This window comes from Methylobacterium sp. E-045, from assembly GCF_022829685.1.
Lineage (GTDB): Bacteria > Pseudomonadota > Alphaproteobacteria > Rhizobiales > Beijerinckiaceae > Methylobacterium.
In genome coordinates this window covers 203,343-229,515 of sequence record NZ_JAKSYE010000064.1, presented here as the reverse complement: position 1 = coordinate 229,515, position 26,173 = coordinate 203,343, and the positions used below count along the sequence as shown (strand labels likewise).

The following is a 26,173-nucleotide window of genomic DNA, read 5'->3' as shown; positions in this document are numbered from 1 at the left end:
GAATGAGGCCTCACCGGAGATGTCAACCGCTGACGGACATCATAGCAATCACCGTGCCGTTAGGTCGGCCTCAAAATTTTAACGCGAGACAATCCCCTCTCTTTGAAATTCCTTCGGTCGAGGCAAGACCAGCCCTTTGCAGATCAGCAAGCGACATAAAAAAGGCCCGGCTCTTCAGCCGGGCCTGTCTCGTTAGATTTCGAAGCATCTTGCAGCATCGGAGCGCTGCTGCCGCGAGGGCATCGTTGCTCCGATCCAGATCAGCTCGGATGCTTAGAAGTCGCGCTGGACGCGAGCGCGGATCTGGAAGGTATCCGCAGCGTCCACGGTCTTCACAGCAGCACCAGCGTTCAAGTTGGCCGCAGAAATGGCGCCGTTCTTGTACTGGTCCACGACCCGGCCGCTCTGCAGGCCGACCTTGGTGTAGAAGCCTTCAAGACCGATATCGAGATCCTTGACCGGCGACCAGATCAGGCTTGCGCCGGCTACGATCTGGTAGGTGTCTCGCAGAGTCGGGCTGAGGCTGAAGGCACGAGAGCCAACAACGCCAGTGAAGTTGTTTTGCGCGGTGGTCCCGAGGTTTCCGAAGGCAGCGGCGTTGGCTTCACGGGCACCCTTGGCAAAGGACATCTCGCCGTAGCTGCCGAACACGGCCGAACGCCATTCAGGCGACCAGTAGTGCAGAAATGAGCCAACAACCGTGAAGCTCGTGGAGGTCTCGAGCTTGCCCGTGAGCGGGTTCAGAGTCGCATCCGACATGTAGGGGTCGAAAGCGGCACCGTTGATCGTGCTGGCGCGGGATGTGTAGCTGCCATTGTACGAGGAGTAGCCGGTGTAGAGGGTCGCACCCTCGCCATAGGCACCCTGCAGGTACAACGTGTCGCCCGGAGCGATGAACGGGGTGTTGATCTTCACGCCACCCTGAACAGCCCAGCCGTATTCGCTGGAGGGAATAGCCGCAGCGATGTTCGGCAGTCCGGCTGCGCCGCTAGCACCGGGCAGAAAGCCGGAGTTGTTGATGTAGTTGCCGGTGTTGAGTTCCTTGACTGCACCCGACAGCTGAGCAGAGCCCCAAGCCGCATCGTAGCGGAGCACGCCGACGAAGTCGGGCATACGGTTGCGCTGTGCAACATCCACGTTCTGGAAGAGGATGGGTGCACCAGCTGCATTAAAGGCAACGGCGACCGGAGAAGGAGCCGCGGCCGTTCCCGAAGCGTACGTCTGCGAGTAGATGGTGTTGCGACGGAAGGTCGGGTCTTCGAGCGAGATCGTAGCCGAGAAGCCTTCGCCGAACTTGGCCGAGTAGGCGAGGAGGTTGGTGGATTGGACGTCGGAGTTCAGGGTCGCGCCGGCGAACTCGAAGTCGTGGGCGTAGAAGTCGAAGAACGAGGAGGCGCGACCGGCGGTGAGGCCGGCGAACTGGATGAACGCCTTGTCGGTGTTCACGAACTGCTGGTCGCGGCCGAACTGGTCCTGGCCGGTGGCGCCGAAAGCGGAGCCGATGCGCTCCTGGGTGCCGGAGCGGAGACCGCCAGTGGCGCTCGTACGTGAGGCGAACTGGATACGCGTAAAGGCGCGCAGGGTGCCGTAGGCCGTCTGGGTGCGGGCATCGACGTTGATGCGGGCGAGGGCGATGTATCCTGTCGTGTCACCCTGGCTTCCAGCGGCGCTGCGCGCGGAGGTCGGCTGGTAGCCGATGTCGAGTCGGGCGCGGCCCGAGAGACGGATGCAGGTATCGGTGCCGGGGATGTAGAAGAAGCCGGCGCCGTAGGCGCTGCAGACGCGGACGTATTCGATCGGCACGGCCTTCTTCACGGGAAGGTCGGCGGCGTGTGCTCCAGCGACCGACGCAAAGGCTGCGGCGGTACCGAGGAGTGAGCTCTTCAAGAGCTTCATTGATATCTCCAAAAGCTTCGAGACCCGAGGGACAGGCAACTTCAACCCGGCATGGACCGGCGTTCGTTTGCCTTTATTTGTTAGCCGGCAGGGCTTGAGTGCCCCGTCTCGACCGTGCCCCGGGGTTTCCCCAGTGCGTATTCACTCTGTGCGAGCGGGTTCCTGCGGGCAACTCGGAATCGCGGATGCCAGATCGGTTCTGAACTGCTGTGGCGGCGCTGCAACGTTCGTCAGGCGGCAAACCATGTCATCGCCGGGGTCGATTGATGGTCAGAGAGAGGGCTCGGAGAAGAAAACCAGTGCATCCTGCGGCGCTATTGGGATCAGTTATTCCCGCCAACGCGCCCTTTGCTTAGATTTTGTGCTGTGCACCGTCACCGGACCGTCATGGATCGGCGTCGGCGCGCATCGGCGCCGGCCGGGGCGAAGCCAGGGTGAAGACGGCTCCATCGCCAGGCAATCGCCGTCAGGCCCCCGGATTGGTGCGCCTCACGCGGGACGGACGGGTCATCGCCTCGAGTTCCAGCAGGTGGTCGAGCTGGGCCTCCGTCAGAAGGCCCTCCTCCAGCACGATGTCGGCGACCGGGCGATTCTCGGCCAGGGCGCGCTGAGCGACCCTGGAGCACGCCTCGTATCCCAGGGCCGGTACCAGGGCGGTCACGAGGCCGATGGAGCCGTGGACGAGGGAACGGCAGCGTTCGCGGTCGGCCTCGATCCCTTCGATGCAGCGTTTCGTCAGGGTATCCACTGCGGCGGTGAGCATGCGCAGGGAACTGAGCACGCAATATCCGATGGTCGGCTCGAAGGCGTTGAGCTGGAGTTGCCCTCCCTCGGCGCAGAGGGTCACGGTGAGGTCGTGGCCGATCACCAGGAAGGCGACTTGGTTCACCACTTCGGGAATCACCGGGTTGACCTTGCCCGGCATGATCGAGGAACCGGCCTGGACGGCCGGCAGCCGGATCTCGCCGAACCCGGTGCGCGGCCCGCTCGAGAGCAGGCGCAGGTCGTTGCAGATCTTGGACAGCTTCACGGCCACGCGCTTCAGCACGCCCGAGAACAGCACGAACGCCCCGAGATCGGATGTCGCCTCGATCAGGTTCGAGGCGAGCACCATGGGGTGTCCGGAAATGCGCGACAGCTCCTCCACCGCTAGGGACGCATAGCGGGGATCCGCGTTGATGCCGGTACCGATGGCGGTGGCACCGAGATTGACCTCGCGGAACAGCCCGACGATCTCGTTCAGCCGGGCCACATCCTCCTTCATGGTGGCGTGGAACCCGTCGAACTCCTGGCCGAGGGTCATCGGCACCGCGTCCATGAGCTGGGTGCGGCCCATCTTGAGGACGTCGGCGAATTCCACGGCCTTGCCCTTGAAGGCGTAGGCGAGGTCGTCGAGGGCCTTGATGAGGGGCTGGGTCGCGAACATGACGGCGAGGCGCAGGGCGGTCGGATAGGCGTCGTTGGTGGATTGCGCCATGTTGACGTCGTCGTTGGGGTGGAGCGCCTCGTAATGCCCCAGCGGGTGCCCCATCAGTTCCAGGGCGACGTTGGCGATGACCTCGTTGGCGTTCATGTTGGTGGAGGTGCCGGCCCCGCCCTGGATCGCGTCCACCACGAAGGATTCGGCAAAGCGCGGCTCGGTGGCGACGAGGGTGCAGGCGCGGTCGATGGCATCGGCCTTGTCGGCTGCGAGGTAGCCCAGCCGCCTGTTGGCGCGGGCGGCCGCCTGTTTCACCAGGGCGAGGCTTTTGACGAATTCGGGAAAGTGACCCACCGGCACGCCGGTGATGGGGAAGTTGGCCACCGCGCGCTTGGTGTGGATCCCCCAATAGGCTCCGGCCGGCACCTCGCCATAGCCGAGGAGGTCGTGCTCGGTCCGGGTCTGCGCGCCCTCCATCTCGACGGTCCGCACGGTGGCGACGGCGATGTTCTCGGCCGGCGCCTCGGTGGGTTTCTGCGTGTCCGTCGCCATCGGCCATCTCCCTCGCCCGCGCTCGCGGCGGCACCGCCGAAGGCCACATGCGGCGGCTCAGCCGTCAAGCGCCCTCGGCGGGCAATGCTGACATCGGCTCAATCCTGAAGCCCGATGACCTGAAAATTCGTCTTCAGCTCGTCGGACATCGGCACGTTGAGGCGCTCGCCGTTCGGCAGCCGCTTGAGGAACCAGCGCTCGTAGATCCAGCGCAGCTCCCGCAACTCGGCGAGACGTTCGAAGGCGGCGCTCACGAGCCCGGCGAATTGCGGGTCGTCCTTGCGAAACATCAGGCCGTAGGGCTCGAAGGAGAGCTTGTCCGCCAGCACGGTATAGGACGCCCCGTCCGCCCCCGCCGCGGCGATGAGGCCATAGAGCAGGACATCGTCGAGGCCGAGCGCGTCGGCCCGGCCGTCCCTGACCATGGCAAAGGATTCGGCGTGGTCGCGGCCCGTGACGATGGTGGCCGACAGGTTGAACCGCGCCATCAGCGCGCGCAGAGCCGCCTCGTTGGTGGTGCCCGCGGTGACCGCGACGGTTTTGCCGGAAAGGTCGCGATAGGAACCGATGGACGCGCCGCGCTTCACCAGGAGCTTGGTGGCGCTGAAATAGGTGATGGGCGAGAAGGCCACCAGCTTGCGGCGCTCCGCATTCGCCGTAGTCGATCCGCATTCGAGGTCGATCCTGCCCGAGGTCAGGGCGGCAATCCGGGTTTCCGAGGTGACGGGCTCGTAGCGCACGGCGAGATCGGTCCGGCCGATCTCCTTGCCGATGGCGTCGACCACTTCCAGGCACAGATCGATGGCGTATCCGACCGGATGCCCGGACGCGTCCTTGAACGAGAAGGGCAGCGAGTTTTCGCGGTAGCCCAGGGTGACGGCGCGGGACTCGGCGATCTTCTTGAGCGTTCCGGTGAGAACATCGATGGCGGCGGCGGGGGTGGCGCCCAAGGCGAGCACCAGGGCCCCGGCGACCGCTGCCATCATGCCCTTCGCGTGCATTGTCCGTGTCCCGTCATGCCGTAGGGGTTGCGATCGGCGGCGAGCGAGGCCGTCGGCGTTCAGGCCGGCTCGGCCAAGGGCGACACGTCCCGGTCGAGGCTCTGGTCGGTCAGTTCCAGCTGCCCCTCCCATTTCGCCACGGCGACGGTGGCGACGCTGTTGCCCAGGACGTTGGTGGCCGAGCGGCCCATATCGAGGAACTGGTCGATGCCGATGATGAGGAGGAGACCGGCCTCCGGGATATGGAAGGTCGAGAGCGTGGCGGAGATCACGACCAGCGAGGCGCGGGGCACGCCGGCCATGCCCTTCGACGTCACCATCAGCAGCAGGAGCATGGTCAACTGCTGCCCGAGGGTCAGCGGGATGTTGTAGGCCTGCGCGATGAACATCACCGCGAAGGTGCAGTACATCATCGAGCCGTCGAGGTTGAACGAATAGCCCATCGGCAGGACGAACGAGGTGATCTTGTTGGGCACGCCGAAGCGTTCGAGGTTCTGCAGGGTCTTCGGATAGGCCGCCTCGCTCGACGCGGTGGAGAAGGCGAGGAGGAAGGGCTCCTTGATTAGGTTGAGGAGCCGCCGCATCTGTTTTCCCACGAGTAGGAATCCGGCGAAGGCCAGAAGGCACCACAGCATGGCGAGGCTGAAGTAGAACTCCACCATGAACTTGCCGTAGGTCACGAGGACGCCGATGCCCTGCGTGGTGATCGTCGCCGCGATGGCCGCGAACACCGCGACGGGGGCGAATCCCATGACGTAGCCGGTGATCTTCAGCATCACGTCGGCGAGGCCCTCGATGCCTTCGGCCAGGAGCTTGCCCTTCTCCCCCAGCGCCGCGAGCGCGACGCCGAAGAAGATCGAGAAGACGACGATCTGCAGGATCTCGTTGTTGGCCATCGCCTCCACGGGGCTCTTCGGCACCAGATGGGTGACAAACTCCTTGAGGGAGAGGGACGCGGCTTTGAGGTTGGTGGTGGCGCCGGCATCCGGCAGCGGCAGGTTCAGGGCGTCCCCGGGCCGCAGGATGTTGACCATCACGAGGCCGAGCAGCAGCGAGCACAGGGAGGCACCGATGAACCACAGCATCGCCTTGCCGCCGACACGGCCGACGGAGGCGGTATCGCCCATATGCGCGATGCCGACGACGAGGGTCGAGAACACCAGGGGGGCGATGATCATCTTGATCAGCCGCAGGAACACATCGCTGACGAGGGCGATGTAGCCGGAGATTTCCTTGGACGTCTGAGGGTCCGGCCAGGTGATGTTACAAAGATATCCGACCGCGATGCCGAGAAGCATACCGATGAAGATATAAGTCGTCAGCCTGGACTGCATCGCACTTCCTTATCGGCAGAACCGTCTCCACGATCCTGCATGCCCTATGCCATGCTTGGCGACGTCGCATCACGAGGTCTAGATGCCGGGCGATCTGCTTGGCCGGTCCAGCCCGTCCCGCATAGCGCGGGCGCGAGCATTCGGAAGTGCTTCAGCCGCGATACCTACATTCTTCGTGAAGTCGATAAGGGAGGATGCTATTCCTTTTCTTCAGCTGCGCAAGCATTCTTCGATGATCGAGCAGGCCCGTCCGGCGAAGGCCCCGAAGACCCGTCGGCGCGAGGCTTCGGTCAGTTCTGGCGCAGGCCCGACGCGACCCTCGCCGCCCGGCGGATGGCTTCCGGCTGCGGCTCGCCGGCCGGGACGACCCAACTGCCGCCGACGCAGAGAACCTGCGCGAGCTTGAGCCAGTCCGGTGCCGTGGCTTCGGTGATCCCGCCCGTGGGGCAGAAGCGGACCTGTCCGAACGGGCCGGTGAGGGCCTTCAGTGCCTTGATGCCCCCTGCGGCCTCGGCGGGGAAGAACTTGAACCGGTCGAGGCCGTGGTCGAGGCCGCGCATGATGTCGGCGGCATTGGCGACCCCCGGCAGGAACGGGATGCCGCGATCGATCGCGGCCTTCGTCAGCGGGTCGGTGAGACCGGGGCTGACGATGAATTCCGCGCCCGCCTCCATCGCCGCGTCGAGATCGCGCTCGTTGAGCACGGTGCCCGCGCCGACGACGGCCCCCTCGACCTGCGCCATGATGCGGATCACCTCCAGGGCGGCGGGGGTCCGCAGGGTCACCTCCAGGGCCGTCAGCCCGCCATCCACCAGCGCCCTGGCGATCGGCTCGGCATGGGCGGCCTCCTCGATCACGAGGACGGGGATCACGGGAACGGAGCGCATCAGCGCGTCGATGGTCGTCATTGAGAACCGTCCTTGGCGAAGGGTGGAGTGTTCCGTCGGTCGTGGGAACGGGGTTCGAAGGGCTTCGGCTAGAGCATTTTCTTCACGCGAGCCGGCATCCACCTCGCTTGAAAATGCTCTAGAGTCCCGCGGCGGACAGCATCGCGGACGCGCCCTGTTCGGCGCCGTCGGCTCCGTGGCGCATGAAGGCGAAGAGCTCGCGGCCGGTCCCGAACGCCGGCGGCGGCGGGGTGGCGCCCTCCCGCGCCTCCCAGTCCGCAGGGTCGACGAGGGCCTGGAGCGTTCCGTCCTCGGCGCTGAGGCGAACGACGTCGCCGTCGCGCAGCTTGCCGAGCGGACCGCCGCCGAGGGCCTCCGGGCTCAGATGGATCGCCGCCGGCACCTTGCCCGACGCGCCAGACATGCGCCCGTCGGTGACGAGGGCGACGCGGAAGCCACGATCCTGAAGAACGCCGAGCTGCGGCGTCAGCTTGTGCAATTCGGGCATTCCGTTGGCCTTCGGCCCCTGGAACCGCACGACGACGACCACGTCCCGTTCCAGTTCGCCGGCCTTGAAGGCGGCCATGACGTCGTCCTGATCGTCGAACACCCGTGCCGGGGCTTCCACCGTCCAGCGCGAGGGATCGACGGCACTGGTCTTGAAGGTGGCCCGGCCGAGATTGCCCTTCACCAGCCGCATCCCGCCATCCGGCTGGAAGGCGTTGGCGGGGCCGCGCAGGATGCTCTCGTCATGCGACGCCGCAGGCGCCTCCTCGAACACCAGTTCGTCCTCGATCAGCTTCGGGTCGCGGGCGTGGTCGCGCAGGCGCCCGCCGGCCACGGTGAGGATGTCGTCGTGCAGCAGGCCCGCATCGATCAGGCTGGCGATGACGTAGGACATGCCGCCGGCGGCGTGGAAGTGGTTCACGTCGCCCGAACCGTTGGGATAGACCTTGGCCACCTGCGGGATCACCGCCGAGAGCCGGTCGAAATCCTCCCAGTCGATGATGATCCCGGCGGCCCTGGCGATGGCCGGCAGGTGGATGGCGTGGTTGGTGGAGCCGCCGGTGGCAAGCAACCCGATGACCGCGTTGACGATCGCCTTCTCATCGACGCAGCGCCCCAGCGGCCGGTAATCGTTGCCCGCCGCGCCGATCTCGGTGAGCCGGTGCACGGCGGCGCGGGTGACGGCCTGGCGCAGTTTCGTGCCGGGATTGATGAAGGACGCGCCGGGCATGTGCAGGCCCATCACGTCCATCATCATCTGGTTGGAATTGGCGGTGCCGTAGAAGGTGCAGGTCCCCGCCCCGTGATAGGAGGCGGATTCCGATTCCAGCAGCTCGTCGCGGCCGACCTTGCCCTCGGCATAGAGCTGGCGGATGCGCTGCTTCTCCTTGTTGGCGAGGCCCGAGGGCATCGGCCCCGCCGGGATCAGGATCTGCGGCAGATGGCCGAAGCGGAGCGCCCCGATGAGCAGGCCGGGCACGATCTTGTCGCAGATGCCGAGCAGGGCCGCCCCGTCGAACATGCCGTGGCTGAGGCCCACCGCCGTGGAGAGCGCGATGGTGTCGCGGGAGAACAGCGACAGCTCCATGCCGCGCTGGCCTTGCGTGACGCCGTCGCACATGGCCGGCACGCCGCCCGCCACCTGGGCCGTTGCTCCGACCTCGCGGGCGAACAGCTTCATCTGCTCCGGGTAGCGGCCATAGGGCTGATGCGCCGACAGCATGTCGTTATAGGCGGTGACGATGCCGATATTCATGCCCCGGCCGGACTTGATCGCCGGCTTGTCCTCGCCGGAGGCGGCGAAGCCATGGGCGAGGTTGCCGCAATTGAGCATCGGCCGGTGCACGCCGCCGTCGCGTTCGCGGGCGATCAGGTCGAGATAGGCGCGCCGGCTCGCCTTCGAGCGCGTCACCACGCGCTCGGTGACGGCTGCGACTTCCGGGTGAAGCTCGGTCATGGCAGATCCTTCCCTCGCTGATGCGAAGCCACCTGCTGTCAGAAACGTAGAGAGCTCGTCTCGCCGGCGATAGATCGGTCGCCGCGCGGTACGATCAATGACCGAATCGGCTCAGCACGTTTCAGGCCATCGCGGTTCGTCTCGTTCGATGGTGCGGACGGCGGGACTCGAACCCGCACAGCCTTTCAGCCGCAAGATTTTAAGTCTCGTGCGTCTACCAGTTTCGCCACGTCCGCATTGCGGGATCAGCGGTAGCGAGGCCCGGCCCCGAGATCAAGGCGCCCAGCCGTAGAGCCAGTCGTAGCGGCGGCCCATCCCGGCGGGACCGAGGCGGCGCATGACGATATTGCGGGCAAAACCGACGAGGCCGCCCGCATGGTAGGTCCGGCCGTTGCCGCGCGCGGCCGATTGCACGCGCCGGGTGCGGGGCGCACGCAGGCCCGCATAGGCCGCCAGGGACGCCGCCACGTCGTCGGCCCGCAGGGTCAGGGCGAAGACGGCCGCATCCTCGATGGCCAGCGCCGCCCCCTGCGCCAGGAACGGCAGGACCGGATGGGCCGCGTCTCCGATGAGGGCCACCCGGCCCCGCGCCATGGGCCGCGCCGTCGGCCGGTCGACCAGGGACCAGACCAGCCAGGAATCCGGCGCGGTCAGGAGCTCGGTCAGAACCGGGGTGGCGTCCGGAAACTGCGCGCGCAGGACGGCGGGTTCGCCGAGCTGGCCCCAATCCTCGCTGCCGAGGCGCTCCGGCACCACGGCCACGATGTTGATGCTCCGCCCGCCCTGGATCGGGTAATGCACCACGTGCCGGCGGCGTCCCAGCCACAGGCCGGTCTCGTCGCCCTGCAATTCCGGAGGCGCGGCATCGCGCGGGATCGTCGCGCGCCAGGCGGCCTCGCCGCAGGATCGCAGCCGCCTGCCGTCGAAATGGCCGCGCAGGGTGGAGCGCACGCCATCGGCTCCCACCACGAGGTCGACGGCCAGCGTCTCGGATCGCAAGCCCTGGCCGCTTTCGAGGGTCAGCTCGACGGACGTGTCCGATTCGGCGAGTCCCCTGACATCCCGCCCCATCAGCAGGCGGATTCCCGGCCGGCTGCGCACGGAGTCGAGGAGGAGCGTCTGCAGATCGGCCCGGTGGATGACGTAATAGGGCGCGCCGTGGCGGCCGCGCAGTTCGGCCCCGAGTTCGACGCCGCCGATCTCGCGACCGGACCCGAGAGCGCGGACCACCACCCGCGGCGGCTCGCTCGCCGCCCGGCGCAGGGCGGCACCGAGGCCAAGGGAGATCAGCACGCGGCTGGCATTCGGGGAGAGCTGCAGGCCGGCGCCGACCTCGCTGAACCCTGTCCTGCGCTCGATGAGCGTCACCTCATGCCCGGCGGCATCGAGGGCAAGGGCGGCGGTCAGGCCTCCTATGCCCGCGCCGACGATGGCGACGGCCAGGCCGGGGGCGGCGTGAGGGGTTCGCGACCCATGGGAACCGTCGGACACCTGCGGATCTCGCCCTCGCGAATCGTGAGCGATCAGGCGGCCTTCGCGCCGCGGTCGTCCCAGACGGCGGCGGCCGGATCGGCCGTGCCGGCTTTCAGGCCCGGGCGATAGCGGTAGAGCGTCGAGCAATACTGGCAGATGATCTCGTCGTCGGTCCCCATGTCGAGGAAGACGTGGGGATGATCGAAGGGCGGCTTGGCGCCGATGCACATGAACTCCTTCGAGCCCACTTCGATCAGGGCAACTCCGAGGTCGTTGTGGAAATGCGGCACCGCCTTGTCAGCCATCGCCCGATCCTGCCTCCTGCCCGCCGGGGCCGAGCCCCGCCCGGGCACCATTGCTCCGTCAGGGGCATTCTCTACTCGCTCGACGGCCTCAAGCCTAGCGCCGACGATCCCCCGAGCCCAGCAAAAAGCCCGCATCGTCGAGGCTTGGCCTCCCGCGCATGCCGCCGTAGAGAGGGATGTCTCTCATCTGCTTTTACGAAACCACGTTCCTCATGACCCAGAACGAACAGGCCGTCGTCGAAGGCGGACGCCGCGCGCCTCGGCCGCCGATTCACGGTCCCGAAGGATTCGAGGGCATGCGCAAGGCCGGCCGCCTCACGGCGGAAGCCCTCGACGTGCTGATGGAGGCCACCGCCCCCGGCGTCACCACCGAGGCGCTGGACCGCCTCGCCTACGAATTCGCCATGGACAACGGCGCCTACCCGGCCTCGCTGCTCTATCGCGGCTATCCGAAGTCGATCTGCACGTCGATCAACCACGTGGTCTGCCACGGCATCCCCAACGACAAGCCCTTGCGCGACGGCGACATCGTCAATCTCGACATCTGCCTCATCGTGGACGGCTGGCATGGCGACAGCAGCCGCATGGCCTATGTCGGCGAGGTGCCGCGCAAGGCCGCACGCCTGTGCGAGATCACCCACGAATGCCTCATGCGCGGCATCGCCGCGATCAAGCCGGGCGGCTCGACCACGGATATCGGCCGCGCGATCCAGGCCTATGCCGAAGCGGAGCGCTGCTCAGTCGTGCGCGATTTCTGCGGGCACGGCCTCGGGCGCATCTATCACGATGCCCCGACCATCCTGCACTATGTCGAGCCGAGCTACGACGTGACCTTCGAGCCGGGACAATTCTTCACGGTCGAGCCCATGATCAATCTCGGCCGCCCGGCGGTGAAGGTGCTCTCCGACGGCTGGACGGCGGTCACGCGGGATCGCTCGCTCTCGGCGCAGTTCGAGCACACGGTGGCGGTGACGGAGACGGGGGTCGAGGTCTTCACCTTCTCGCCCAAGGGCCTGCATCAGCCGATCGATCCCTCCGCCTGACGATGCGGGGGTCCGGAGGCAAGACGATGCCGCGCCTCCCCCTCGAACCGCCCGCCGGCGAGGCGGCCTCGGACACGCCCCATTATGTCGGGCACCGCGACCGGCTGCGGGCGCGCTTCGCCCAGGCCGGGGCGGATGCCCTGCCGGATTACGAACTCCTCGAACTCGTCCTGTTTCGCGCGATCCCGCGACGGGACGTGAAGCCCCTGGCGAAAGCCCTGATCCGCCGCTTCGGCAGTTTCGCCGAAGTGGTGAGCGCGGAGCCGAACCGCCTCGCGGAGGTGGAGGGCGTCAGCCAGGGCGTCGTCGCCGATCTCAAGCTCATCGAGGCGGCGGGCCATCGCCTGGCCCGGGGCGCCATCGCCGCGCGTCCCCTGCTCTCCTCCTGGGCGGCGCTCCTGGAATATTGCCGCGCCACCATGGCGTTCTCGCCGCGCGAGCAGTTCCGCGTGCTGTTCCTCGACAAGCGCAACCACCTCATCGCCGACGAGGTCCAGGGGCGCGGCACGGTCGACCACACTCCCGTCTATCCCAGGGAGGTGGCGCGCCGCGCCCTCGAACTCTCCGCCACCGCCATCATCCTCGCGCGCAACCACCCTTCCGGCGATCCGGCGCCGTCGGCGGCCGACATCAGGATGACGCGGGAGATCGTGGCGATCCTCGACCCGCTGGGAATCGTCGTCCACGACCACGTCATCCTCGGCCGGGATGGACACGCGAGTCTGAAAGGGTTGAAGCTGATCTGAACGTGCTACTCTGGCGATCGGATCGCGGCGGATCGTTCGCTTCGCGGTGATCGGACGACACCATCGGCCTGCTGCGAAGCGCACATCGTCCCGGTGGCGCGCCTCTTGCGAAGATGCCGGGATAAAAGGGGAGGCGCGAATGGCGCTCGCTGCGTTCGACGAAATGAATGGGATACCGGGAGCCGCCCTGAGCGATGCCTCGGTTCGCGAAGCCTATGACAGCCTCAAATCGTGGCTCGATACGACGCCGCCCGAGCACTTCAACACGCGCCGCAGCCAGGCCGAGATGCTGTTCCGGCGCATCGGCATCACCTTCGCCGTCTACGGCGCCAACGAATCCACCGAGCGGCTGATTCCCTTCGACATCATCCCCCGGGTGATCACGAAGCCGGAATGGACCTTCCTCGAGCGCGGGCTGAAGCAGCGCGTCACCGCGATCAATGCCTTCCTCAGCGACATCTACGGCGCCCAGGAATGCATCAAGGCCGGAATCATTCCGGCCGATCTCGTCTATCGCAACCCGCACTACCGGATGGAGATGCGGGCCTTCAAAGTCCCGCACGACCTCTATGTCCACATCGCCGGCATCGACATCGTCCGCACCGGCGAGAACGACTTCTTCGTGCTGGAGGACAATGCCCGCACGCCGTCCGGCGTCTCCTACATGCTGGAGAACCGGGAGGTGATGCTGCGGCTCTTCCCCGAACTGTTCTCGCGCCATCGCGTGGCGCCGGTGGAGAACTACCCCGATGCGCTCCTGGCGACCCTGCGCAGCCTCGCCCCGCAGACGGCGACGCGCGACCCCTCCGTCGTGCTGCTCACACCGGGACGCTACAATTCCGCCTTCTACGAACACTCGTTCCTGGCCGACAAGCTCGGCGTCGATCTGGTGGAGGCCTCCGACCTCTTCACCAAGGACGACGTGGTCTACATGCGCACCACGGAAGGTCCGCGCCGGGTCGACGTGATCTATCGCCGCCTCGACGACGATTTCCTCGACCCCCTGGTGTTCCGGCCCGATTCGGTCCTCGGCGTGCCCGGCCTGATGAACGCCTACGAGCGCGGGACCGTGACCCTCGCCAACGCGGTCGGCACCGGCATCGCCGACGACAAGGCCGTCTACAGCTACATGCCTGAGATCGTCAGGTTCTTCACCGGCGAAGAGCCGATCCTGCACAACGTGCCGACCTATCGCTGCCGCGAGAAGGAGGCCTTCTCCTACGTGATGGACAACCTCGCCGACCTCGTCGTGAAGGAGGTCAACGGATCGGGCGGCTACGGCATGCTGGTGGGCCCGCACGCCACCAAGCGCGAGATCGAGGACTTCAGCCGCAAGCTGCGCCATGCGCCGGACGGGTTCATCGCCCAGCCGACCCTGGCCTTGTCCACCTGCCCGACCTTCGTGGCGTCCGGCGTCGCGCCGCGCCACGTCGATCTGCGGCCCTTCGTGCTATGCGGCTCCGACGAGATCAGGATCGTTCCCGGCGGCCTGACCCGCGTCGCCCTCAAGGAAGGGTCGCTCGTGGTCAATTCCAGCCAGGGCGGGGGCACCAAGGATACCTGGGTGCTGGACGCCTGACGCCAAGCCAAAGCCCACCTCGGAAGCGGGGTGGATCGTTTTCTCGCCCATGCCTTAACGGAAGCCCATGCTGTCCCGGACCGCCGACAATCTGTACTGGCTCTCGCGCTACGCCGAGCGGGCCGAGTTCGTCGCCCGCATCCTCGATGCGGCGCATCGGCTCGCCGCCCTCCCCTCGAGCTATGGTGGCGGCGAGACCAACGAATGGGCGTCGGCCCTGGCCTCGGCGGGTGATCCCGAGGTGTTCAAGCCGCTCTATGACACCGTCAACGAAGCGACGGTGTGCAACTTCCTCGCCTTCTCGCCGCACAACCCGTCCTCGATCCGCTCCTGCATCGAGACCGCGCGCGAGAATGCGAGATCCGTCCGCACCGCCCTGACCACGGAAATGTGGGACGCGATCAACGGTGCGTGGCTCGAACTGCGCAACTACGAGGGCCGCGATCTCAATCGCGACGAGTTCAGCCGCTTCCTCGAATGGGTGAAGGGCGTGTCCCTCGCCTTCGACGGCTCGGCCTACCGCACCATGCTGCGCAACGACGCCTACTGGTTCACGCGGCTCGGCACCGCCATCGAGCGGGCCGACAACACGGCCCGCATCCTCGACGTGAAGTATCGCATCCTTCTGCCGGCCACGGAGAAGGTCGGCGGCAGCCTCGATTATTTCCAGTGGACCACGATCCTGCGCGAGGTCTCGGCCTTCAACGCCTATCACTGGGTCTATCGCGAGAGCGTGAAACCGCTGCTGGTCGCCGACCTGCTCATCCTGAACCGGCAGATGCCCCGCTCCCTGACCAATTGCTACGGCATGCTGGTGGAGCATCTCGACCTGATCGCCGACGCCTATGGCCGCCGTGGTGCGAGCCAGCGTCTGGCCAGCAACACCCTCGCACGCCTGGAAGGCGAGAACATCGACCGGGTCTTCCGGTCGGGTCTGCACGAGTTCGTGACGGCCTTCATCGTGGAGAACAATCGTCTCGGCGCGGCGGTCATCGAACAATATCTGGTGTAGGGTTCCGTCGAATCCCGAGTTCTGCAAGAGACGTCCATGCGCATCCGCGTCTTCCATGAGACCAGCTACACCTACGAGCAGCCGGCCCGGGGTCTCATCCAGCTTCTTCGCCTTCGACCGCGCGACCATGACGGGCAATATGTCCGCCGCTGGCGGATCGAGCCCTCGGTGGATGGGCGGATCAGCGAGCGTGAGGACGGGTTCGGCAACGTCACCCACTGGTTCACGGCCGACGAGCCCGCCGACGCCCTGACGATCCGGGTGACCGGCGAAGTCGATACCAACGAGATGCACGGCATCGTCCGCGGCACCGTGGAACGCCTGCCCGACGTGTTCTACCTGCGTGATTCCGATCTCGCGACGGCCAACGGCGAGCTTCAGGCCTTTGCCAAGAGCGTGGTCGACGAGGGTGATTCCTCGGTTCTTCCCTGCCTTCACCGTCTCCTCGCCGCCGTCTTCGACACGGTCGCCTTCGAGCCGGGTCCGGCCAGCGCCAGCACCACCGCCGCGCAGTCCTTCGCCGCCGGAAAGGGCGTCTGCCAGGATCTCGCCCATATTTTCATAGCCGCCGCGCGGCATCTGGAAATTCCCGCCCGCTACGTCTCCGGCTATTTCTTCGACGCCGACAGCGAGGAGGACCAGGGAACGGGGCATGCTTGGGCGGAAGCTCTGGTGCCCGGTCTGGGATGGGTCGGTTTCGACCCGGCCAATGGTATCGCTACGACGGAGGCGCATATCCGCGTCGCCATCGGGCTGGATTATTTAGGTGCGGCCCCGATCAGGGGGAGCCGGATGGGTGGCGGGACTGAAACACTCGACGTAAAGCTTCGCGTCGAACAGGCTCAGGCCACCGTCCAGGTGTAGCCTGTCACAGCATCGAGAATGGTCTGAGACTCTCGGGCCATCAGGGGTATCGGTATCATGACCTATTGCGTCGGGCTCCTGGTCGAGGAAGGGCTCGTTATGGTGGCCGACACCCGCACCAATGCGGGGCTCGACGACATCTCGACCTACCGCAAGCTGCATCACTTCAACGTTCCCGGCGAGCGCGTGATGATGCTGGCCTCGGCCGGCAACCTCTCCGTGACCCAATCGGTGCTCAGCATGCTCGCCGAGGGCGTTGCCGGCGACGACGGGGAACCGACCCTGAAGCTCACCGAAACCACGACGATGTTCCAGGCCGCCCAGCTCATCGGCAAGGCGATCCGTCGCGTCCGCGCCATCGAGAAGGCCGGGTTCGAGGCGGCCAATCTCCGGTTCTCGATCTCGCTGCTGTTCGGCGGCCAGATCGGAACCGAGCCCATGCGCCTGTTCCTTATCTATTCGGCGGGCAACTTCATCGAGTGCAGCACCGATGCACCGTTCCTCCAGATCGGTGAGCACAAATACGGCAAGCCGATCCTCGACCGGGCCGTGAAATTCGAGACCGACCTCTATGACGCCCTCAAGGTAAGCCTCGTCTCCATGGATTCGACCATGCGCTCGAATCTCGGCGTGGGATTGCCCATCGACATCGCCGTGGCCCGTCGCAATGCGCTCGACCTCGAAGTGAGCCATCGGATCGAGGCGGGAGAATCCTACTTCCACGATCTGCGTGAGCGCTGGTCCGCGGCCCTGCGCGCGGCGCACCGGGCCATCCCACGGCCTCCTTACGGCCCCGCTGCGCACTGACGCGGGGACGCTTCGCTCCGGGCCTCGGAGGGGCGCTCAGCCACGGGTTTCCCAGGCGGCGAGATAGGCACGCACCGCCGCTCCCGAATCCGCGGTCCCCATCACCCCGCCCATGACGGCGATCCCGGAAAACCCGCCGTCGCGGCAGGGTCCCGCATTCGCCGGGGTGACGCCGCCCAGGGCGAAGACCGGGATCGTCGGTCTGGGACCGCGTTCGAGGATGTCCGGGCCGAGGGCCGGTCCATATCCCGGCTTGCTCGATGTCGCGAAGACGGGGCTGAGGGTGGCGTAGTCCGCGCCCGCTTCGGCGGCGCGGCCGATCTCCACCGGGGAATGGGCCGACACGCCGACGAGGCATCCGGGCGGAAGATCCCGACGTGCCGCCGCAATGTCTTCGTGCTTCGCCCCTCCGCCGAGATGGACCCCATCCGCAGCGATGGCGCGGGCGAGCGCCACGTCTCCCCCGACGACGAGCCTCGCCCCTACGTCCCGCACCGGCCCCATCAGCTCTTCGGCGAGGGCACGGCGTGAGGCCGCGTCGAGGTCGCGGTCCCTGAACCAGATCCAGCGGGCGCCGCCCGCGAGGGCCGCCTCGATTCTCTCGACCAATGTCCGGGGGCTTCCGGCCCGGTCCGTGACCAGGAGGAGCCCGGACGGCGTCGGTGTCACGAACCGACGAGTCCGAGCTGCGGGCTGGACGGTTCGGCGCGGCCGCGCTTGGGGATGCGACCGGCGAGATGGGCGAGCCGGCCGGCTTCGACGGCGTGGCGCATGGCGCGGGCCATGCGAACGGGGTCGTCGGCCTTGGCGACGGCGGTGTTGAGGAGGCAGCCGGCGGCGCCGAGTTCCATGGCCACGACGGCGTCGGAGGCGGTTCCGATCCCCGCATCGACGATGACCGGCACGCTGGCCCGGCGACAGATCAGTTCGAGATTGGCGGGGTTGGCGACGCCCATCCCCGAGCCGATGAGCGACCCCATCGGCATCACCGCCGCGCAGCCGATATCGGCGAGCCGCTGGCACACGACGGGGTCGTCGTTGCAATAGGGCAGCACCACGAACCCGTCATCGACGAGATGGCGGCAGGCTTCCAGCAGTTCGGCCACGTCGGGATAGAGCGTTTCGCGGTCGCCGATGACCTCGACCTTGATCCAATTCGTGTCGAGGGCCTCACGGGCGAGCTCAGCCGTCATGATCGCGTCGCGGGCGGTCTCGCAGCCGGCGGTGTTGGGCAGGAAGTGATAGCCCTTCAGGCGCCGCACCGTATCCGAACCATGGCCCTGCAGGGAGACACGGCGGATCGAGGCTGTGACGATCTCCGCGCCGGAGGCCTCCACCGCATCGACCATGATGCTCTGCGTGGGATATCCCGCCGTGCCGATCAGAAGGCGGGATCCCAAGCTCACGCCGGCGATGACCAGCGCGTCCTCCGCAGCGGTTTCGATCGTGTGTCCGTTCATGATCCCGATCCCTCGACTATCCGCCCTGCATGGCGCGCACGATCTCGACCCTGTCGCCCTCGGCGACCGGGGTCGTCTCCCAGTCGCGTCGGCGGATGACGGTGCCGTTCAAGGCGATGGCGATGCCCTGGGCGCTCTCGATCCCCGTCTCCTCCGCCTCGACCCGGAAGAGGGCCGACAGGTCCTCCGCTTCGACCTCGCGCGTGTGACCGTTGACGGTGAGCCTCATGCGACAGCCCTCCGCGCGGGCCGCTGGAACCGCGCGAGGCCGAAGCCGTGCGCGAAATCGGGCAGCGCGCCCGTGGTGAGAAGGGCGCAGACGGCATCGGCCGTGGCGGGCGCCAGAAGGTATCCGTTCCGGTGATGGCCGGTGGCCGCCACGAGGCCGGGCGCCAGCGTGTCGATGATCGGCGCATCGTCGTCGGAGGTGGGCCGGAACCCGCTCCAGACCGCCGCGACCTCCATCTCCTCGATCCCGGGCAGGACGCGCCGTGCCCCTTCCAGGAGAGCATAGAGACCGCCGGCGGTGACACCCGGAACGAAGCCGCAATCCTCCACCGTGGCCCCCACGATGAGATGACCGTCGGCTTTCGGGGCCATATGGACCTGCTCGGTCCAGACCATGTGCGAGAGGTTGCCCGTCCGGGCGTTGGTCTTCAGAGCCAGCGACTGGCCGCGAATCGGCCGGACCGGCAAGGCGAGTTCGTCCGGCAGGAGCCCGGCCTGCCCGCTCCAGGCGCCCGCCGCCAGGATCACGGTCTCGGACGAGGCGGATCCGCGAGGCGTCGCGACGCCCCTGACCCGGCCGCCCTGCCAATCCAGAGCTTCGACCGGACATCGCTCGACGATGGTCACTCCGGCCGCCTGCGCCGCGCGCGTGAGCGCCGCCATGACGAGGGGCGGATCGACCTGATGATCCTCCGCACAGAACAGGCCGGCGGTGACCGAAGGGCGAAGGGCCGGCTCGCGGGCACGGACTTCCGTTCCCGACAGCCAGCGCGCCGTGAGGCCGGACCGGATCTGGAGGTCGTGCCGAAAGCGCAGACGGTCCACCTCGTCGCGGCCGATGGCCAGGACGAGGGTCCCCTCCTCCCGGTAGTCGATGCCGATACCGGAGGCAGCCTGGAGTTCGTCGCGAAAGCCCGGCCAGCGCGTCAGGCTCTCGAGGGCCAGCGGGAGAAGCGGATCGGAGCCCGGTTCGTGTTCCGCCGCGGGCGCGAGCATTCCCGTGGCCGCAAGGCTCGCCCCGGCGCCCACGGTGTCGCGTTCTATGACCGTCACGGTGAGGCCCGCTCGAGCCAGGCGCCAGGCCGCCGAAAGGCCGATCAATCCGGCGCCCACGATCACGACATCACTCCGGGCGGGCAGAGCGTTGCCGTCGATGACGAGACCGGTGGACCGGCGCGACAGGGTGGTCGAGGTGGCTGAGACGTCCAAAAGGAACCTCCGCGATGATCCGCAGAGATTGGTGTCCTTCAGCTTCTGATCCGAAGCGTGCCGGGTTTCCGTCTTGAGAAACCCACGGTCCAATCCCTACGCCGGTACGAGCCGGTTCAGGTTCGAAGGATTTCCGCGCCGCGCGGACCCGAGGGCCACGCTCATCGGTTTCTCAGCCCCTTGACGGGGATCTCCCTGGAACACGACTGATGTGGGCAAGGACCAGGCTGCGGTCAATCCCCGTGACCGTCGTTTGATACCCCCGCCGGTATCAGAGTGCCGCCGGTGTACGGCCCGGCCGGTAGACGCCCAGGGGTTCGGCGAACCCGTCGAGATCGTGCTCGCCGAGGGATTCCGACTCGTCCCAGAGAAAATCGACGAAGGGCTTCGACATCAGGAGCGGTTCGCCGAGAACCTTGTTCAGGCGCGCGAGCCGGCTCGCCAGGTTCACGTCGCGGCCGATGACGGTGAAGTCGAGGCGCGCACCGGAACCGACATTGCCGTAGGCCGCCTCCCCGTGGTGGAGCGCGATGCCGGCGACCACCGGCTGCGCGAAACGACCGATGGAATTCGCCTCGTCGAGGGCGGAGAGGGCCGAACGGGCGGCGATGAGTGCGCCCTTGGCGGCTCCGCCGAGATCGTCGCCGCGCTCGCGAAAGATCGCCAGCAACCCGTCGCCGAGATATTTCAGAACCTCACCGCCCTCGCGCTCCACCGCCGGTACCAGGCAGTCGAAGAAGATGTTGAGGAGGTCGACGGCCTCTTCCGGCGTCATGTTCGCGGAGATCTGGGTGTAGTCCCGCATGTCGGCGAACAGGATGGCCGAGCGGATGCGCTTGACCTGACCGCGCCGGATATCGCCGGACAGGATAGCCCGGTGGGGCTCGTCGCCCACATAGATGCGCAGGACCTGATCCAGCGTCTTGTTGACGATCCGCATCTCCATCACCGCCGCCAGGGTCGGCATGACGAACCGAAGTATGGCGATATCTTCGTCGCGGAATCCCTCCGGGGCACGGGTCGCGAAGGTGATGCCGTTGCGCGATCCATTCGTGAAGAACAGCGGCGCCACGATGTAGTGCGTGTAGCCCCCGGCCTTCAGATCGCCGATGATCGAGTATTGGAGATCATCGGCATCGTTCAGGTCGACGATCAGCCACTCCCCGGTCTCATGGACGGTGAAGAACGGGCTTTCGTGGTAGGCCCGGTCGGACGCTTCTCCATGCGGAAACAAACGCACGGTCGATCCGCTCTCGGGTGTCCAGAACCGGCCGACCCCGGAATACTCGGAATGGAGCGTGTCGATCGCGGTGGACGACCGATCGACGGGAACGCCCAGGGTGATCAGCCGCTCGGACATGCCCGCCAGAAGATCGTCCGCCTGCGGCAGGCGTGCCCCCTCGCTCAGAAGCCAGTCCCGTAGGGCGACACATTCCTGCAGGGACCCGAACGGCACGTCATTCGCCTCCGACCCATCCGCTTCGGCAGTCGGCGAGGGATGAGGCGGGCCAAGATCGAGCATGTTTCCAAAATGGGTCGGAGGGAGGCGAGCGGCAACGGGTGTCGCCCGTTCGTCACGAGGTCCGACGGTAAATATCGTCCCATTGGCGCCATGATAAGGTGAAAATGACCATGACCGGCTGAAGATGACGCCGAGATTCCATCCTGCCATCGGACCCCCCATGCCTTTCGCACCCCGCGCCCTCGCCCTCGTGATCGCCTTGGCGCTTGCCGGGGCCGCGCAGGCCGAGCCCGTCCTGCTTCCCGCGGCGAACCTGCCCCCGCAGGCCCCTGCCGCCTCGCAGATAGAAGCCGGCGTTCCGACGACGTCGAGCTTTTCGGAGTCCAACGAAGCCAGCAGCCGGCGTCAGGCGGTCTTCAACGAGCGGATCGCCCGCCGCGGCGAGCGGGCGATCGCATCTCTCTGCACGGGTTGCAGGACGGATGGCGTTCGGCAGAGGCAGCGGGCCACCGGGCGCGTGACCCCCGTGGCGGGCGCCGTCATGCCCGATGCCGAAAGCATCTATTCGCGCAAGCGCGGCTTCGATCCGGAGCGCGCGGAGACTCACTGAAGCCTCGGCGACGGTGGGTAGCCTTCCCCGGTCTCGAGTCGGGACCTGAAACGACAATGGCGCACCCTCGGGTGCGCCATTGTCGTTTCCGACGGACAGTCCCTCCTCACGAGAGGCGGGACCGCGCGGACCTCAATTGTCGAGGAAGCTCCGCAGCTTGCGCGACCGGCTCGGGTGCTTGAGCTTGCGCAGCGCCTTCGCCTCGATCTGACGGATACGCTCGCGGGTCACCGAGAACTGCTGGCCGACCTCTTCGAGGGTGTGGTCGGTGTTCATGCCGATGCCGAAGCGCATGCGCAGCACCCGCTCTTCGCGCGGCGTCAGCGAGGCCAGCACGCGGGTCGTGGTCTCGCGCAGATTCGACTGGATCGCCGCGTCGATCGGCAGAACGACGTTCTTGTCCTCGATGAAGTCGCCGAGGTGGGAATCCTCCTCGTCGCCGATGGGCGTCTCGAGGGAGATCGGCTCCTTGGCGATCTTCAAGACTTTGCGGACTTTCTCCAGCGGCATGGCCAGTTTCTCGGCCAGTTCCTCGGGAGTCGGCTCGCGGCCGATTTCGTGGAGCATCTGGCGAGACGTACGCACGATCTTGTTGATCGTCTCGATCATGTGCACCGGAATGCGGATGGTGCGCGCCTGATCGGCGATGGAGCGGGTGATCGCCTGCCGGATCCACCACGTGGCGTAGGTCGAGAACTTGTAACCCCGGCGATACTCGAACTTATCGACCGCCTTCATCAGGCCGATATTGCCTTCCTGGATGAGGTCGAGGAACTGCAGGCCGCGGTTCGTGTATTTCTTGGCGATGGAGATCACGAGGCGGAGATTGGCCTCGATCATCTCCTTCTTGGCCTGCCGGGCTTCGCGCTCGCCCTTCTGGACCATGTTGACGATCTTGCGGTACTCGCCGATCTCGAGACCGGTCTCGGAGGCGAGGGTCAGGATCTGCTCGCGCAGGTCGGCGACCTGCTTGGCGCCTTTCTCGACGAGGTTCTTCCAACCCTTGCCGCCGAGCTTGCCGACGCGCTCCATCCAGTTCGGGTCGAGCTCCCAGCCCTGATAGTGGCGCAGGAACTCGTCGCGGGCGACGCCATGGCTCTCGGCATAGCGCATGAGGCGGCCCTCATGGCTGATGAGGCGCTTGTTGATGTCGTAGAGCTGCTCGACCAGCGCCTCGATGCGGTTCGAGTTCAGCGACAGCGACTTCACGTCGGCGACGACGGTGTCCTTGAAATCGGACTGCTTCTGGCTTTGGGCGGAGGTCTGCGTACCACCCCCGGCCTTCAGGTCGGCATGCTCGTTCTGGAGCGTGCGCAGCTTCTTGTAATTGTTGGCGATGTTGTCGAACGTCTCGAGAACGCGCGGCTTGATCTCGGCTTCCATCGCCGCGAGCGAGACGTTGTTCTCCATGTCGTCGTCGTCGTCGCCACCCTCGGCGGGGATCGGTGCCTCCGCCTCGGCCTCGTCGCCGTCCTCACCCTCGGTGAGCTGCGGTGCGTTTTTCGCGTCCGGGCCGGCATAGGTGGCTTCGAGATCGATGATGTCGCGCAGAAGCACACGGCCGTCGACGAGCTCGTCGCGCCAGATGATGATGGCCTGGAACGTCAGCGGGCTCTCGCAGAGGCCCGCGATCATCGCTTCACGGCCGGCCTCGATGCGCTTGGCGATGGCGATTTCGCCCTCGCGGGAGAGGAGCTCCACCGAGCCCATCTCGCGCAGGTACATCCGCACCGGATCGTCGGTCCGGTCGGTGGGCTCCTTGGCCGTGGTCTCGCGCACGGCGAGGGGCTTGGTCGGCGCGATTTCTGCGACTTCCGTACCTTCGGCGGCCTCGTCGTCGTCGGAGGCTTCGCCGTTGGCCGGCTTCTCGCCGCCGGCATCCTCGGTCTCTTCCGCCTCGACGACGTTGATTCCCATCTCGGAGAGCTGCGACAGTACGTCTTCGAGCTGGTCCGGATCGGACTGGCCCTCGGGCAGCACTTCGTTGATCTCCTCGTAGGTGATGTAGCCGCGCTTCTTGGCGAGCTTCACCATCCGCTTGACCGAGGCATCGGTCAGATCGAGGAGCGGTCCGTCGGTCTGTTGCTCCGGAGCAGCATCCGTCTCGTCCCGTTCCGTTGCCTTCGTCGCCATGGTCCGCCTATTGTTGCCCTGGTCGCGTTGAGCGGGAGCGTTCGGCTCACTCCACGTCGTCCACGCCGCCATTCTCGTTGATGTGCGGCACGCACGAAGCGCCCGCGTCGATATCTCATGTCCCGGTCTACAAGCGCTACGCTTGACCGACTGTTAACCATGTGCCGCGAGCGGCACCTTAATTTCCGTTCGTCGCGACTACGCGGCCGCCGTATCGTCGGACTCCGGCTCGTCGGCCTCTGCCTCTGCCCCTGCGATCACGGCCATACGTTCCTTGACGTCACATAGCCAAGCGAAGTTGGCCTCGGATCCGTCCTCGGCCAGTGCTCTCTCGGCAGCGCGAAGTTCGCTATTTAGCGCTCCAGACTTCCGGTGCAAGATCACGGCCTGACGCAATGCGTCTTCCAGACGCATCCGGTCCGCATGCGAATCGAGTGTCCAGCGGTCGCCCGGACGGACATGGGTCGCGAGCCGAAGGGCCGCGCCGTCGAGCCCCGCCCTCCGCAACCGGCTCTCCAGAACCTCGACATCGGGCTGATCGGCGTCGGCGGCCTGGTCCAGCAGGAGGGACCGCAGCGCCTGCGCATCGGGATCGTCGAGTTCCAGCGCCGCCAGATCCTCGGCTTCTATCCCCAACAATTCCGGGTGAGCGAGGAGACTGGAGACGATCATCGCCTCGCGATCCCTGAACATAGCCGTTCCGCCTGAATTCGTCGACCCGGCGAAGAGCGGATTGAACTTCGTGGTGATTCGCGGCGAAGGTGGCGGGTCTCCCGGTCTCGCCTTGCGCTGGAACGTCGAGCCACCTCCGCTCCGGGGCTCGTAGCCGCTCCGGCGCTGGCCTCCGCCCGCTCCGGGAGAAAGGACCCGGAGGCGCCCCTCGATCTCGTCCTTGTAGAACCGCCGCACCGTCTCGTCGCGGATCGAGGCGACCATCTCGCGCAGGCCCTTGGCGAGGCCTGCCTTGCGTTCGGGCGTATCCGTCGGCGTCGATTCGGTGGCGCGCGACCATAACACCTCCACCAGGGGGCGGGCGCCTTCGAGCACCCGGTCGATGGCCGAGGCCCCGGCCGAGCGGAGCAGGTCGTCGGGGTCCTGCCCTTCCGGCAGGAGGGCGAAGCGGAGCGACTTGCCCGGCGTCAGTCCCGGCAGGGCCACGTCGAGGGCCTTGAACGCCGCGCGCTGGCCGGCGCCGTCGCCATCGAAACACAGGATCGGCTCGTCGGCATGGCGCCAGAGCAGCGCCAGTTGCTCCTCCGTCAAGGCTGTGCCGAGGCCGGCGACGGCGTTCGGGTGTCCGGCCATGGTCATGGCGATGACGTCGACATAGCCTTCGACGGCGATGATCGTCCCGCGATCATGGGCGGCCTTGCGGGCACCATGCAGGTTGTAGAGCACCTGGCCCTTGTGGAAGAGCGGGGTCTCCGGTGAATTCATGTACTTCGCCTTGGCGTCGGCCTGCATCGCGCGGCCGCCGAAGGCGATGACCCGGCCCCGGCTGTCGGTGATGGGAAACATCACCCGGTCTCGGAACTTGTCGAAGGGAACGGCGATGTCGTCGCCGCTGACGAGCAGGCCGAGTTCGGCCATCAGTTCCTTGTCCACGTCCTTCGCGGCCAGATGATCGCGCAGGCCGTAGCGCTCCGACGTCGCGTAGCCGAGGCGGAACCGCGCGCGGATGTCGGGGCCGAGCTCGCGCCGGTCGAGATAGGCGCGGGCGCTGGTGCCGAGGCGGCCCTTGAGCTGGTCCTCGTAATAGGCGGCCGCCAGTTCCATCACCTCGAACGCACCGGTGCGCTTCGTCTCCATCTCCCGCGTATCGGCGCTGGGCGCAGGCAGGGTCACCCCCGCCTCTCCGGCCAGACGTTCCACCGCCTCGGGAAAGCTGAGGCCCTCGGTCTCCATGAGGAAGGTGAAGACGTCGCCGTGCTTGCCGGACGAGAAGCAGTGATAGAACTGCTTCTGGTCGTTGACGTAGAAGGACGGGGTCTTCTCCGAATTGAACGGCGACAGGCCGCGCCACTCGCGGCCCGCCTTCTTCAGCCGCACGCGCCGCCCGACCACGTCGGAGGCGGGAAGCCGCGCCCTGATCTCTTCGAGGATGTGGGGTGGGTAACGCACGGGTGAACCAGACCTTTGCAGGCCGGCAGTCTAACCCACCGCGTTTAAGGAGTCCCGAACGCTTCGAC

22 protein-coding genes, 1 tRNA gene and 1 riboswitch are annotated in these 26,173 nt (G+C 66.7%); of the genes, 7 read left to right on the top strand and 16 right to left on the bottom strand.

All coding sequences use genetic code 11. The annotated features are described in order from the left end of the window. Positions 1 to 273: 273 nt before the first annotated feature. From MKK51_RS09655 to MKK51_RS09615, 9 genes are all read right to left on the bottom strand, one after another. Positions 274 to 1,896, bottom strand: a complete 1,623-nt coding sequence (locus tag MKK51_RS09655; protein ID WP_243976686.1) for a porin — start codon at positions 1,894 to 1,896, stop codon at positions 274 to 276. A 466-nt stretch (positions 1,897 to 2,362) separates the two neighbouring features. After that, positions 2,363 to 3,868, bottom strand: a complete 1,506-nt coding sequence (locus tag MKK51_RS09650) for an aspartate ammonia-lyase (protein ID WP_243976684.1) — start codon at positions 3,866 to 3,868, stop codon at positions 2,363 to 2,365. Between the two features lie 98 nt (positions 3,869 to 3,966). After that, positions 3,967 to 4,869 (bottom strand): amino acid ABC transporter substrate-binding protein, encoded by a 903-nt coding sequence (locus tag MKK51_RS09645; protein ID WP_243976682.1) that lies wholly within the window; start codon positions 4,867 to 4,869, stop codon positions 3,967 to 3,969. Positions 4,870 to 4,928: 59 nt separating this feature from the next. Next, positions 4,929 to 6,203 carry a dicarboxylate/amino acid:cation symporter gene (locus MKK51_RS09640; RefSeq protein WP_243976680.1) on the bottom strand — a complete coding sequence of 425 codons (1,275 nt, stop codon included), beginning with the start codon at positions 6,201 to 6,203 and terminating at the stop codon, positions 4,929 to 4,931. A gap of 290 nt (positions 6,204 to 6,493) precedes the next feature. Continuing rightward, positions 6,494 to 7,111 (bottom strand): bifunctional 4-hydroxy-2-oxoglutarate aldolase/2-dehydro-3-deoxy-phosphogluconate aldolase, encoded by a 618-nt coding sequence (gene eda / locus MKK51_RS09635; protein WP_243976678.1) that lies wholly within the window; start codon positions 7,109 to 7,111, stop codon positions 6,494 to 6,496. A 118-nt stretch (positions 7,112 to 7,229) separates the two neighbouring features. Further along, positions 7,230 to 9,053: a phosphogluconate dehydratase gene (edd, locus tag MKK51_RS09630; RefSeq protein WP_243976675.1), complete on the bottom strand. Its 1,824-nt coding sequence runs from the start codon at positions 9,051 to 9,053 to the stop codon at positions 7,230 to 7,232. A 149-nt stretch (positions 9,054 to 9,202) separates the two neighbouring features. Further along, positions 9,203 to 9,289 (bottom strand) — tRNA-Leu (locus tag MKK51_RS09625). Positions 9,290 to 9,326: 37 nt separating this feature from the next. After that, positions 9,327 to 10,544: an FAD-dependent monooxygenase gene (locus tag MKK51_RS09620; protein WP_243976673.1), complete on the bottom strand. Its 1,218-nt coding sequence runs from the start codon at positions 10,542 to 10,544 to the stop codon at positions 9,327 to 9,329. Positions 10,545 to 10,576: 32 nt separating this feature from the next. After that, entirely contained in the window at positions 10,577 to 10,831 is a 255-nt protein-coding gene (locus MKK51_RS09615) for a zinc-finger domain-containing protein (RefSeq protein ID WP_243976671.1), read from the bottom strand. A 212-nt stretch (positions 10,832 to 11,043) separates the two neighbouring features. Here MKK51_RS09615 and map point away from each other — a divergent pair, with 212 nt between their 5' ends. The 6 genes from map (at position 11,044) to MKK51_RS09585 (ending at position 16,882) form a co-directional block, all read left to right on the top strand. Beyond that, positions 11,044 to 11,874, top strand: a complete 831-nt coding sequence (map, locus tag MKK51_RS09610) for a type I methionyl aminopeptidase (RefSeq protein WP_027172324.1) — start codon at positions 11,044 to 11,046, stop codon at positions 11,872 to 11,874. Positions 11,875 to 11,900: 26 nt separating this feature from the next. Beyond that, positions 11,901 to 12,620, top strand: a complete 720-nt coding sequence (radC, locus tag MKK51_RS09605; RefSeq protein WP_243976670.1) for a RadC family protein — start codon at positions 11,901 to 11,903, stop codon at positions 12,618 to 12,620. Between the two features lie 139 nt (positions 12,621 to 12,759). Then, complete coding sequence (locus MKK51_RS09600; RefSeq protein ID WP_243976667.1) at positions 12,760 to 14,199, top strand: circularly permuted type 2 ATP-grasp protein; 1,440 nt, start codon at positions 12,760 to 12,762, stop codon at positions 14,197 to 14,199. Positions 14,200 to 14,266: 67 nt separating this feature from the next. After that, positions 14,267 to 15,211, top strand: a complete 945-nt coding sequence (locus tag MKK51_RS09595) for an alpha-E domain-containing protein (protein ID WP_243976665.1) — start codon at positions 14,267 to 14,269, stop codon at positions 15,209 to 15,211. Between the two features lie 36 nt (positions 15,212 to 15,247). After that, positions 15,248 to 16,075, top strand: coding sequence for a transglutaminase family protein (locus MKK51_RS09590; RefSeq protein ID WP_243976663.1), 828 nt, complete (start codon positions 15,248 to 15,250; stop codon positions 16,073 to 16,075). A gap of 57 nt (positions 16,076 to 16,132) precedes the next feature. Further along, positions 16,133 to 16,882 carry a peptidase gene (locus MKK51_RS09585; protein ID WP_243976661.1) on the top strand — a complete coding sequence of 250 codons (750 nt, stop codon included), beginning with the start codon at positions 16,133 to 16,135 and terminating at the stop codon, positions 16,880 to 16,882. Between the two features lie 36 nt (positions 16,883 to 16,918). On the opposite strand, the gene MKK51_RS09580 is transcribed toward MKK51_RS09585, so the two are convergent. From MKK51_RS09580 to MKK51_RS09560, 5 genes are all read right to left on the bottom strand, one after another. Continuing rightward, positions 16,919 to 17,551, bottom strand: a complete 633-nt coding sequence (locus MKK51_RS09580) for a thiamine phosphate synthase (protein WP_313898803.1) — start codon at positions 17,549 to 17,551, stop codon at positions 16,919 to 16,921. Beyond that, positions 17,548 to 18,342, bottom strand: a complete 795-nt coding sequence (locus MKK51_RS09575; protein ID WP_243976658.1) for a thiazole synthase — start codon at positions 18,340 to 18,342, stop codon at positions 17,548 to 17,550. Before MKK51_RS09575 ends, MKK51_RS09580 begins: the two co-directional genes overlap by 4 nt. Before the next feature lie 16 nt (positions 18,343 to 18,358). Next, positions 18,359 to 18,571 (bottom strand): sulfur carrier protein ThiS, encoded by a 213-nt coding sequence (thiS, locus tag MKK51_RS09570; RefSeq protein WP_243976656.1) that lies wholly within the window; start codon positions 18,569 to 18,571, stop codon positions 18,359 to 18,361. Next, on the bottom strand, positions 18,568 to 19,821 hold the full coding sequence (gene thiO / locus MKK51_RS09565) for a glycine oxidase ThiO (RefSeq protein ID WP_409565654.1): 1,254 nt from the start codon (positions 19,819 to 19,821) through the stop codon (positions 18,568 to 18,570). The genes thiS and thiO overlap by 4 nt, the downstream gene beginning before the upstream one ends. 33 nt (positions 19,822 to 19,854) lie before the next feature. Then, a riboswitch (TPP riboswitch) is annotated at positions 19,855 to 19,985 on the bottom strand. Between the two features lie 65 nt (positions 19,986 to 20,050). Further along, complete coding sequence (locus MKK51_RS09560; protein ID WP_243976654.1) at positions 20,051 to 21,301, bottom strand: adenylate/guanylate cyclase domain-containing protein; 1,251 nt, start codon at positions 21,299 to 21,301, stop codon at positions 20,051 to 20,053. Positions 21,302 to 21,461: 160 nt separating this feature from the next. Here MKK51_RS09560 and MKK51_RS09555 point away from each other — a divergent pair, with 160 nt between their 5' ends. Further along, positions 21,462 to 21,851 carry a hypothetical protein gene (locus tag MKK51_RS09555; protein WP_243976652.1) on the top strand — a complete coding sequence of 130 codons (390 nt, stop codon included), beginning with the start codon at positions 21,462 to 21,464 and terminating at the stop codon, positions 21,849 to 21,851. A 132-nt stretch (positions 21,852 to 21,983) separates the two neighbouring features. Here MKK51_RS09555 and rpoD read toward each other — a convergent pair whose 3' ends face one another. Next, positions 21,984 to 23,984 (bottom strand): RNA polymerase sigma factor RpoD, encoded by a 2,001-nt coding sequence (gene rpoD, locus MKK51_RS09550; protein WP_243976651.1) that lies wholly within the window; start codon positions 23,982 to 23,984, stop codon positions 21,984 to 21,986. A gap of 198 nt (positions 23,985 to 24,182) precedes the next feature. Then, positions 24,183 to 26,105: a DNA primase gene (dnaG, locus tag MKK51_RS09545; RefSeq protein ID WP_243976650.1), complete on the bottom strand. Its 1,923-nt coding sequence runs from the start codon at positions 26,103 to 26,105 to the stop codon at positions 24,183 to 24,185. Positions 26,106 to 26,173 lie beyond the last annotated feature (68 nt).